This is a genomic window from Thermoflexus sp. (genome assembly GCF_040289485.1).
In the GTDB taxonomy this organism is placed as follows: Bacteria; Chloroflexota; Anaerolineae; order Thermoflexales; family Thermoflexaceae; genus Thermoflexus.
In genome coordinates this window covers 1-9889 of sequence record NZ_PSLG01000071.1, presented here as the reverse complement: position 1 = coordinate 9889, position 9889 = coordinate 1, and the positions used below count along the sequence as shown (strand labels likewise).

At 70.9% G+C, this 9889-nt stretch carries 11 protein-coding genes; 6 read left to right on the top strand and 5 right to left on the bottom strand.

Translation table 11 applies throughout. From position 1 onward, the window contains the following. Both C4313_RS10000 and C4313_RS09995 read right to left on the bottom strand, forming a co-directional pair. On the bottom strand, positions 1 to 633 hold a 633-nt coding region (locus C4313_RS10000), incomplete at its 3' end, for a hypothetical protein (protein ID WP_352429721.1). Then, positions 630 to 1583, bottom strand: a complete 954-nt coding sequence (locus tag C4313_RS09995; RefSeq protein ID WP_352429720.1) for a metal-dependent hydrolase — start codon at positions 1581 to 1583, stop codon at positions 630 to 632. The genes C4313_RS09995 and C4313_RS10000, both read right to left, overlap by 4 nt. A gap of 106 nt (positions 1584 to 1689) precedes the next feature. Here C4313_RS09995 and C4313_RS09990 point away from each other — a divergent pair, with 106 nt between their 5' ends. From C4313_RS09990 to rsmG, 6 genes are all read left to right on the top strand, one after another. Further along, the gene (locus tag C4313_RS09990) at positions 1690 to 2490 is read left to right on the top strand and encodes an enoyl-ACP reductase FabI (RefSeq protein WP_352429719.1); all 801 of its coding nucleotides are present in this window, start codon (positions 1690 to 1692) and stop codon (positions 2488 to 2490) included. A 60-nt stretch (positions 2491 to 2550) separates the two neighbouring features. Further along, positions 2551 to 2910, top strand: coding sequence for a hypothetical protein (locus tag C4313_RS09985; RefSeq protein ID WP_352429718.1), 360 nt, complete (start codon positions 2551 to 2553; stop codon positions 2908 to 2910). 96 nt (positions 2911 to 3006) lie between these two features. Then, positions 3007 to 4326, top strand: coding sequence for a pyrimidine-nucleoside phosphorylase (locus C4313_RS09980; protein ID WP_352429717.1), 1320 nt, complete (start codon positions 3007 to 3009; stop codon positions 4324 to 4326). Positions 4327 to 4329: 3 nt separating this feature from the next. Beyond that, positions 4330 to 4770 carry a hypothetical protein gene (locus C4313_RS09975; RefSeq protein WP_352429716.1) on the top strand — a complete coding sequence of 147 codons (441 nt, stop codon included), beginning with the start codon at positions 4330 to 4332 and terminating at the stop codon, positions 4768 to 4770. 15 nt (positions 4771 to 4785) lie between these two features. Beyond that, a complete protein-coding gene (gene selA, locus C4313_RS09970; protein ID WP_352429715.1) occupies positions 4786 to 6168 on the top strand; it encodes an L-seryl-tRNA(Sec) selenium transferase in 1383 nt (460 codons plus the stop codon). 20 nt (positions 6169 to 6188) lie between these two features. Then, positions 6189 to 6953, top strand: a complete 765-nt coding sequence (gene rsmG / locus C4313_RS09965) for a 16S rRNA (guanine(527)-N(7))-methyltransferase RsmG (RefSeq protein WP_352429714.1) — start codon at positions 6189 to 6191, stop codon at positions 6951 to 6953. A 54-nt stretch (positions 6954 to 7007) separates the two neighbouring features. On the opposite strand, the gene C4313_RS09960 is transcribed toward rsmG, so the two are convergent. The 3 genes from C4313_RS09960 to C4313_RS09950 form a co-directional block, all read right to left on the bottom strand. Then, complete coding sequence (locus C4313_RS09960; protein WP_352429713.1) at positions 7008 to 7475, bottom strand: hypothetical protein; 468 nt, start codon at positions 7473 to 7475, stop codon at positions 7008 to 7010. Positions 7476 to 7698: 223 nt separating this feature from the next. Continuing rightward, positions 7699 to 9048, bottom strand: coding sequence for a type I glutamate--ammonia ligase (gene glnA / locus C4313_RS09955; RefSeq protein ID WP_352429712.1), 1350 nt, complete (start codon positions 9046 to 9048; stop codon positions 7699 to 7701). Then, positions 9011 to 9889: PucR family transcriptional regulator (locus C4313_RS09950; protein WP_352429711.1), on the bottom strand; the 879-nt coding region annotated here is incomplete at its 5' end. The genes C4313_RS09950 and glnA, both read right to left, overlap by 38 nt.

The following is a 9889-nucleotide window of genomic DNA, read 5'->3' as shown; positions in this document are numbered from 1 at the left end:
GTCGGCGTCGGGGACCGGGCGGCAGATGGTTTGCCATTCGACGGCCCGCAGGAGGAGGTAGCGGTGGGCCCACTGGGCGCGCCACCAGGAGCGGACGCGCAGGCGGTAGGCGGGCATGTCCCAGGCGATGACGCGCTCGGGCGCGGGGCAGTCGCGGGTTTGGCATTCGGGGTTCCAGCGGGGGCCGCGGGGGAGCAGGTCGGGGGTGGTGGGGAAGGAGGCGGTGGACCAGGCGTAGGAGAGCAGCAGGCGGTCGCTGCCGGGGTCGACGGGGAGGTAGACCTCCCGGAGGCGATGGATGGGGTCCTGGGGGTCACGGTCCTGGACGAACCGTTCGAACGCACCAGGGGGTCGGAAGCCGAAGAGGGGGCCGGCGGCGAGGGTCCAGCGCTGCCAGGCGACGCCGATGCGGTGGTAGGCGGTGGTGCCGGCTTGGGCGCGGCCGCCGGCGCAGGTGGGGAACTGGGCGGGGTCGGTGTAGGTTTGGCCGGCGGTGACGTCGGGGTGGCAGGGGAGGGCGGGGGCGGACCAGGCTTCGAGACGGTCGGGGCCGGCCCACCAGAGGCGGGCGGGGAGGGTGACGAGGGTGCGGGGCCAGGGGCGAACGGTGAGATGGAGAGCGGATGGGCTCAACCCTCCTCGCTCTCTTCCAGTTCTTCGGGGAGCCGGAGGGAGGGGTGGCGGGCGCTGCGCCGGAGGAGGAAGGGCACGGCGAGGAGCGCCAGGATCAGCCCGCCGGAAAGGTGGGGGGCCGCCGCATGGCGGTCGAGGTTCCAGAGGAGCAACACCACCGAGGTCCACACCACCGCGAAGTTGGGCCATGGATCCCCGCTGTGGAACCATCCCAGCCCGCGGATCCGACGGCGGGTCAGGGGCCAGAAGAGGTTGCTCCCCATCCGGCCCAGTTGGTCTTCCAGGATGTGCAGGGTGTAGCCCAGCGCGACCATGAGGCCGGGCCAGAACCCCCATATCCCCCCCACGCCCAGGCCCATTCCGGCGGCCAGCAGCAGCGAATGGCTCCAGGCCCGATGCCACGGGAGGAAGGTGACCCGCACCGCCTCCCCTTCCCGCTCAAAGGCCAGAGAAGGGCCGCTGAAGATATCCACGGTGATCTCCGGGTCGTAGTCGTAACGGATAGGGGCCGGCAGGGACACCCGAACCGGCCCGCCTTCCGGCAGGGTTCCGGGGTAGGGGCGACCGCCCGTGGTCACCACCGGCCCGACGGTCACGGTCAGCGTCCCGCCTGGGGGATCGAAGCGCAGGCTGTAGCGGCGCCAGGCGTCCGGGCCCAGGCGCAGGGTGTGGAGCATCAGGCGGATCGGCCGGGGGCTTTCCCGCGCGGCGGCGATGGCCTCCACGACCGCCTGGGCGATGGCGGCCGGGTCCGGCGGGTCCCCATCGGCGTCGAAGGCGCGGTCGGGCTGCTCCAGCCAGCGGGCGAGCCGGAAGTCCAGGACGTCGGGGAGCATGGCGGCGATGCCGGCCAGGGCCGGCCACACGGCGCCCCCCGCGGCCGCGCGGACCACTTCGGGGAAGCAGGTGGCGGCGGCCAGGGCGGAGACAAAGTGGGTGAAGCCTTTCACGGGCGAGGCCTCCTTCCCCAGCATCCATGGAAATGATAGGCGCCGGCGGCCTCCGCTTGCTGTGTTATATTTGAGGTGTTCGCATCCTTCGCGCTCGGAGGGAGGGATGGGGCTGCTGGACGGGAAGATCGCGCTGATCTTCGGGGTGGCCAATGATCATTCCATCGCCTGGGGCATCGCCCGGGCGATGCACGCGGAGGGAGCCACCCTGGCCTTCTCTTACGCCGGCCCGGCGCTGGAGCGGCGGGTCCGTCCCCTGGCCGAGAGCGTAGGGGCCACCTTCATCGAGCCCTGCGATCTGAGCGATGATGCCCAGATCGCCGCGCTGTTCGAGAAATACCGCCGGGCCTACGACCGGCTCGACATCCTGGTCCATGCGGTGGCCTTCGCCAGGCGGGAGGAGCTGAGCGGCCCTTACTACCTGACCTCGCGGGAGGGGTTCCGCATCGCCATGGATGTCAGCGTGTATTCCTTCACGGCCCTGGCGCGGGAGGCAGCTCACCTCATGAAGAACGGCGGGGCGCTCCTGACGATGACCTATTACGGCTCCGAGAAGGTGGTTCCTCACTACAACGTGATGGGGGTGGCCAAGGCGGCCCTCGAGGCCTCGGTCCGCTACCTGGCCTACGATCTGGGGCCGATGGGCATCCGGGTCAACGCCATCTCGGCAGGCCCGATCCGCACGCTGGCCGCCACGGGCATCCCCGGCTTCCGTTCGCTTTACAGCCTGTTCCGGGAGATTGTCCCCCTGCGGCGGAACGTGACGATCGACGATGTGGGGGCGCTGGCCGCCTGGCTGTGCAGCGACCGGGCGGCGGCCATCACCGGCGAGGTGATCTTCGTGGACGCCGGCTACCACATCCTGGGGGTCACGGAGCGCCTGGTGGAGGAGAAGGCCGAAGCCTGAAAAGGGGCGCAGCCGCGGCCCCGGCTCCCGCATCCAGACCTTCGGCAGCGAGGGATGGCCATGGGCTGGTGGAAGCGTCGCGCGGTGTCCGAGGGGGAGGGGCTGGAGGCGCCGGAGGCTCTGCGCCGCCGGCTCTGGGAGCAGGCGATGCGCCGTCTCCAACCCACCCTCCCTCCGGATTCCCCGTCCTGGGTCCTCGATGAGTCCTTCGACCTGGCGAACCGTTTGGTCTGGTTCGACGTGGTGCAGCGCAACGGACCGCGCTGGGTCCGGCGCCGCTACCGCTACGACGGCGAGGCGGACGTCCTGTATTCCAGCGGGGAGGTGCCGTTCCCCGAGGCGGATTTGGACCGGCTCCCGCCGGAGCGGATGGTCTGGCCTGCCCATCCGCTCTCCCGGCGCTCCGGTCTGCTCGGCTGAGGGGCTTGGCTCTCCGTTCCGCGTTTCTTCGGCTTCTTCAGAGGCCGACGGGTTGGGGTTCAGATGAAAACGCGATCCTGGGAAGGGCGAAGCCCCATGCGCGCGGTGGAGATCATCGAGAAGAAGCGGGACGGGCTGGCGCTGTCGGCTGAGGAGATCCAGTTCTTCGTGGAGGGGTTCACCCGTGGGGAGATCCCGGATTATCAGGCTGCAGCCTTCCTGATGGCCGTTTACTTCCAAGGGATGACCCCACAGGAGACGGCGGACCTGACCATGGCCATGGCCCGCTCGGGGCGGGTCCTGGATCTCCACGACATCGCCCCGGTGGTGGTAGACAAGCACTCCACCGGTGGCGTTGGGGACAAGGTGAGCCTGGTGGTGGTGCCCCTGGTGGCTGCTGCGGGCCTGCCGGTGGGCAAGATGAGCGGGCGCGGCCTTTCCTTCACCGGGGGCACGATCGACAAGTTGGAGTCCATCCGCGGCATCCGCGTCGAACTCACGGTGGAGGAGTTCCGGGCGCAGCTCCGCCGGGTCGGGGCGGTGCTGTGCGGCCAGTCGGCGGGCCTGGCCCCTGCCGACGGCAAGTTCTATGCCCTGCGGGATGTCACCGGGACGGTCCCCAGCATCCCGCTGATTGCCGCCTCGATCATGAGCAAAAAGATTGCCGCCGGGGCCGACGCCATCGTCCTGGACGTGAAGGTGGGGAACGGGGCCTTCATGAAGACGCTGGATCAGGCCCGGGCCCTGGCCCGCCTAATGGTGGACATCGGAGGCCGCCTGGGCCGCCGCATGGTCGCCGTCATCGCCGACATGAACCAACCGCTGGGCCAGGCGGTCGGCAATGCCCTGGAGGTGCAGGAGGCCATCGCCACGCTGCGCGGGGACGGGCCGCCGGATTTCCGCGAGCACTGCCTCGTCATCGCTGCCCATATGCTCCACCTGGGGGGGTGGGCCGCCAGCGTGGCCGAGGGCCGCCGGCTGGCCGAGGAGACGCTGGCCTCCGGGGCAGCGTGGGAGAAGTTCCGGGCCCTGGTGGCCGCCCAGGGGGGTGATGTGTGCCAGATTGAGGAGCCAGAGCGCTTGCCCCGCGCTCGCTGGGTCCGGGAGATCCCAGCGCCGGCGGACGGCTACCTGGCCGAGGTGCGGGCCTACGAGGTCGGCATGGCCGCGGTGGTCCTGGGGGCGGGACGCGCCCGCAAGGGCGAGCCCATCGATCCGGCGGTGGGAGTCATCGTTCACCACAAGGTCGGGGATGCGGTGCGGCGGGGGGAGCCCCTCTTCACGGTCCACGCCAACGATGAGGGCCGCCTGGCCGAGGCCGAAGCCTGGCTGGCCCGGGCGGTCCGCATCCGAGAGGAGCCGGCCCCACCGCTCCCCCACATCTACGAAACCCTCTCGAAGGTCGAGGGAGGATGAGCCGTGGCGCGCCGCCACGCCGGGATCGCCCTGGGGCTGGTGGGCACGGGCTGGCTGGTGGTGGCCTTTGTCCTCTGGCGCCTGTATCCCGAGCAGCCGCCTGCCCGGCTGCTGTTCACCCTGGGGACCGGCCTGTCGGCGTGGGGGCTTCTCTGGTTCCCAGCCTATCTCCTCCATCGCCAGCGGTCGGGGGACGGGGGGGAGGATCCGCCCGGGGTGATCTGGGAACGGATCTGGCGGCGGAGCGGGTGGGCCGCCCTCGGAGTGGCGGCGCTGGTGATGCTGGCCCTTCAACGGGCGCTGCGGACGGACTGGTTTCTCCTCTTTGTCCTCCTTCTCCTCGGGGCGGAAGGGCTCTGGGCGGCCACGGAGCTGCCTCCCACGCTCCATCCCCGCCGGCCCGGGAGAGGCGCGCGCGGGGTGGATGGCAACACCCGCCGATGAGCCAGGGAAGCGGCGATGGATCCGCGGCGGCAGTTGCCCAGCGTGGACCAGTTGTTGCGGGCCGAGGGGGCCCGCCTGTTGGCGGAGCGCTTCGGCCACGCCGCGGTGGTGGAGGCGCTTCGGGAGGCCCTGGAGGCGGCGCGGGCCCGGGCCCAGGCCGGGGAAGCGCTTCCTTCCCTCGAGGACCTGCTGCGCGAGGCGGCGGCCCGTCTGGATCGATGGGGGGTTCCCCGACCGCGCCCGGTGATCAACGCCACCGGGGTGATCCTCCATACCAATCTGGGGCGAGCGCCCCTCTCGGAGGCGGCCCTGGAGGCCCTTCGGGCAGCGGCGGCCTACAGCGATCTGGAGTTCGATCTGGAGCGGGGGGAGCGTGGGGAGCGCCAGGTCGCAGTGGAGCCGTTGCTGTGCCGGATCACCAGGGCCGAGGCCGCCCTGGTGGTCAACAACAACGCCGCCGCCGTGCTGTTGGCCCTGACGGTCCTGGCCCACGGTCGGGGCGTGCTGATCTCCCGGGGCCAATTGATCGAGATCGGTGGAGGGTTCCGGATCCCCGAGGTCATGGCCCAGAGCGGGGCCCGGCTGATCGAAGTCGGAACCACCAACCGCACCCACCTTTCGGATTATGAGGCCCCGCTGGCGCGCGGGGAGGATGTGGCCCTCATCTTCCGCGCCCACCACAGCAACTTCCGCATGATCGGCTTCGTCGCCGAGGTCCCGATCGCCGACCTGGCCGCTTTGGGGGCCCGTTACGGGGTCCCCGTGCTGGACGACCTGGGGAGCGGTGCCCTGTTGGACACGGCGGCCTTCGGCCTGGCCCATGAACCGATGGTCCAGGAGAGCCTCGCCGCGGGGGCGGCGGTGGTCTGCTTCAGTGGGGACAAGCTCCTGGGGGGCCCCCAGGCGGGGATCCTGGTCGGGCGACGGGAGCTGATCGATCGGATGCGGCACCATCCGCTGCTGCGGGCCCTGCGGCCGGACAAACTCACCCTGGCCGCCCTGAGTGCCACCCTTCTGCATTACTGGAAGGGAGAAGCGCCGCGGGCGATCCCGGTCTGGCGGATGATCGCCGCTGGGCCCGCGGAGCTGGAGGCCCGTGCCCGCTCCTGGGCGGCTGCCCTGCAGGCCGATGGGATCCCGGCGGCGGTCTGCCCCGCCCGGTCCACGGTCGGTGGGGGGAGCCTGCCCGGCGAGACCCTGCCCAGCGCGGCCCTGGTCCTCCGGCCGGCGGACCCGGAGGCCTTCGCCGCCCGGCTGCGCCGGGCCCAGCCCCCCGTCGTCGCCCGGATCCAGGAGGGCGCGGTCTGGTTCGACGCCCGGACGGTGCTGCCGGAGCAAGAGGCGGACCTCCTGAAGGCCATCCGTCAGGCCTGGGTGAGCGGAGCGCTGGCCGGTTGACGGGGAGAGGGGAGCCGCGGATGGCCGGGTTCCGCGAGCCGTTCCTGCGGGTGTTGCGGGAGGGCCTGGAGTGGTTGGGGCTCTCGCTCCCCGAGGCGGCGCTGGAGGCGATGGCCCGTCACGCCGAGATGGTCCGCGCGTGGAACGAACGGATCAACCTCACCACGGTGGTGGCCCCCGAGGCGATGGCCGCCCGCCATTTCGTGGATTCCCTGACGGTCCTCCTGGCGCTGCGGGAGCCCGGTTGGCCGCCCCGGCCGACGGAATGGCCTGCCCGACGACTGGCCGATGTCGGGAGCGGTGCGGGGTTCCCCGGGCTGGTGCTGAAAGTGGCCTGGCCGGCGCTGGCGGTCGCCCTCATCGAGTCGGTGGGGAAGAAGGCGCGGTTCCTGGAGGGGGTGGTCAGCGCCCTGGACCTGAAGGGAGTGGCGGTTCTGCCCCAGCGCGCAGAGGCCGTCGGGCAAGACCCTGGGCATCGGGAGCGTTACGATGGGGCCATCGCCCGGGCGGTGGCGGCGCTCCCCGTCCTCCTGGAATACCTGCTCCCCCTGGTCCGCCTTGGGGGCGTGGCGGTGGCCATGAAAGGACCGGAGGTGGACGAAGAACTGGCGGCGGCCCGGGGGGCCCTGGACCGGCTGGGGGGGGCCCTGCGGGAGCGCCGGGAGCTGGCCTGGCCGCCCCATCTTCCCCCGCGGACGCTGCTGATCATCGAGAAGATCGCCCCAACGCCAGCGACCTATCCTCGACGGCCGGGGATCCCGGAGAAGCGGCCCCTTCGATCGTGAGGTCTGGGGGACGCCTCTCAGGACGCCCCCCAGACGGTTCGGACCTAGGCTTCCTCAGGGTTCCGCGACGGTTGGACTGGGGGCGGGGACCGGCCGCGGCCAGCCGTAGCCCTCCATACCCATCTCCGGAAGATCCAACCCGCTCTGTTCGACTGCCGGGGCTACCCGCAGCAGCCCCAAGGCGTCCAAGATGCGGAAGAAAACATACGAAGGGACGAAAACGAAGGTGAGGATGGCCCCGATCTCGGCGAGCTGGGCCAGGATCTGGGTGGGGTTCCCATACAGCAGGCCTGTCACCGGTGTGGGGACGCCGTTCCAGCCGGCTGTATCGGGGTTCCCCATGGCGAAGAGGCCCACTGCCAGCAGCCCCCATATGCCCCCGAAGAAGTGCACGGGCACCGCTCCCACCGGGTCGTCGATCCGCAGCCGCTCCAGCAAGAAGGTGGCCAGGACCACGCGGCCACTCCAGTGGGCGCCGACCAGGATGACCGCCAGGGCCGGTAGCAGGGTCTGCTCGTGCATGGTGCCGCCTCCTGATCGTTTGGCCCCGATTGTAGGAAGCCGCCGGGCTCCCATCTACAGGTGGGCCGAACGAAAAGCCGGCCTTTCGCTTTGGGCGATCCGCCCAAAGGGCCCCTAGACAGGGGGTCGGGGAAGTGGCGCCGGATCCCCCATAGACAGCAGGCGAGGCCTATCCGGAGGCGGTCCGGAGCGGGTGGTGTGCGGCAGCGGAGGCCGAACGGCCTCAATATACCTGGAAGTAGCGGTCGATCTCCCAGGGGCTGATGTGGCGGCAGTAGGCCTCCCACTCCAGCCGCTTGGCCTCCAGGAACCGTTCGGCCGCCAGCGGGCCCAGGGCGTCCTGGAGGACGGGGTCGGCCTCCAGGGCCTGCAGCGCCTCGCCCAGGGTGATCGGGAGCCGCTGGATCCCCCGGGCCTCCAGTTCCGCCGTCTCCAGGGGGAACAGTTCTTCCTCCACGGGCGGGGGCAACGGCAGCCGTCGCTCGATGCCGTCCAGCCCAGCCGCCAGCATGGCTGCGAAGGCCAGATAGGGGTTGCAGGCGGGGTCCAGGCTGCGCAACTCGATGCGGGTGGATTGATAGCGCCCGGGCTTGATGGCCGGCACCCGGATCAGGGCGGAGCGGTTGATGCGGGCCCAGGTCACGTAGGGCGGGGCCTCAAAGCCCCCCAACAGCCGCTTGTAGGAGTTCACCAGCGGGCACAGGATGGCACACATCCCCCGCGCATGGGCGATCTGGCCGGCCATGAAGGCTTTGGCGAGGGGCGAGAGGCCATAATCATCCTCCGGGTCGGCGAAGGCGTTGCGGCCATCCGTCGCGTCCAGCAGGCTCTGGTGGGTGTGCATCCCGGAGCCGGCCCGCCCCTCCATCGGTTTGGGCATGAAAGTGGCGTAGAGGCCGTGGGCCTGCGCCACGTGCTTGATCACCAGCCGCGCGGTGACGATATAGTCGGCCATCCGCAGGGCGTCGGCGGGCTGGAAGTCGATCTCGTGCTGGCCCGGGGAGATCTCGTGATGGCCCGGCCCGGCCGGGATGCCCAGGGCGCGCAGGGTGTCGACCATCTCGCAACGGACCTGGTAGGCGAGGTCGGTGGTCAGGTCGAAGTAGCCCACCCCGTCGTGGGGCGCAGGGGCAAACCGGCCGCCCTCGGCGGCCCGGAAGAGATAGAACTCCAGTTCCGGGCTCACCACGTAGGTGTAGCCCATGGCGGCCGCCCGCTCCATCACGCGGGCCAGCACCGCCCGGGGATCCCCGGCGAACCGCTCGCCCCGGCGGTTGACCACCCAGCAGATCACGTGGGCTGTCGTCCCCTGTCCCCGCGTCCACGGCAAGATGGTGAAAGTGCTGAGGTCCGGCTTCAGATAAAGGTCGGATTCGGCCACGCGGGCGAACCCCTCGATGGCCGAGCCGTCGAACCACTTCCCCGTCTCGATGGCCTCCGGGAGATCCTCCAGCGGGATGGTCACCCCCTTAGGGGCGCCCAGGATGTCGGTGAAGCGCAAGATGACGAAGCGGACGCCTTCCCGCCGGGCTTCCTCAAGCACCTGGGTGGGATCCACCGACGGATGGCTCATGGGACCTCCTTAGGATCGGCCGGATCTTTAACGCCAACTGCAAGCGGAAACAATCCTCCCAGCGGCGCAGGTCCAGCCCGGTGATCTCTTGGATCCGTCGCAAGCGGTAGGCCAGGGAGTTGCGGTGCAGGAACAGGCGCGCGGCGGTCCGTTGCAGGTTCCCGTCGCAGGCGAAGAAGGCCTCCAGGGTAGGGATCAGTTCCCCGTGGTGCTCCCGGTCGTAGCGCTCCAGCGGCCCCAGGACCTGCTCGTAGAACGCCTCCAGGACCTCGCTGTCCCGCAGCGGGTAGAGGACGCGGTAGATGTCCAGCCGGCTGTAGGCCAAGGTCTGGTTCCCGCCCCCCATGGCTTCCGCCATCTGAAGGGCCTGGAGGGCCTCCCGGAAGGAGCGGGCAAGGCCGGCGGGCCCGGCGTAGATCCCGCCCACCCCGGCGGCGAGACGAGGCAGCCCCAGGGCCCGCGCCAGTTCCGCCCGCAGCCCCTCGATGGCCGCCTCCACCTCGGCAGGCTCCCCCGGCGGGGGGAACAACAGAGCGATCCCCTCCGCCATCGGCTGGACCCGGCAGCGGGGGACTCGGGCGGTGAGCCGGCGGATGGCCTCGGCCAGGCGCTCACGGACCCCTTCGAGGTCCGAAGCCCGGAAGACGGCCACGGCCATCGGCTCCTCGATGGGCTCGTTGAGGATGCGGGCTCGGTGCCGGGCCTCCGCCTCCGGGAGTTCTCCCCGTAGGACCTGGGCCAGGAAATCCCCCCGCACCCGGGCCTCCACCGACCACAGCGAGCGCTCGCGGACCAGCACCAGGGCGCACGCCGCGGCCGCCTGGGCCACCGCCAGCCGGTC

Coding starts and splice junctions, on each gene's coding strand:
- C4313_RS09980 (WP_352429717.1), top strand. CDS start 3,007: ATGCGCGCGGTGGAGATCATCGAGAAGAAGCGGGACGGGCTGGCGCTG.
- selA (WP_352429715.1), top strand. CDS start 4,786: ATGGATCCGCGGCGGCAGTTGCCCAGCGTGGACCAGTTGTTGCGGGCC.
- C4313_RS09985 (WP_352429718.1), top strand. CDS start 2,551: ATGGGCTGGTGGAAGCGTCGCGCGGTGTCCGAGGGGGAGGGGCTGGAG.
- rsmG (WP_352429714.1), top strand. CDS start 6,189: ATGGCCGGGTTCCGCGAGCCGTTCCTGCGGGTGTTGCGGGAGGGCCTG.
- glnA (WP_352429712.1), bottom strand. CDS start 9,048: ATGAGCCATCCGTCGGTGGATCCCACCCAGGTGCTTGAGGAAGCCCGG.
- C4313_RS09960 (WP_352429713.1), bottom strand. CDS start 7,475: ATGCACGAGCAGACCCTGCTACCGGCCCTGGCGGTCATCCTGGTCGGC.
- C4313_RS09990 (WP_352429719.1), top strand. CDS start 1,690: ATGGGGCTGCTGGACGGGAAGATCGCGCTGATCTTCGGGGTGGCCAAT.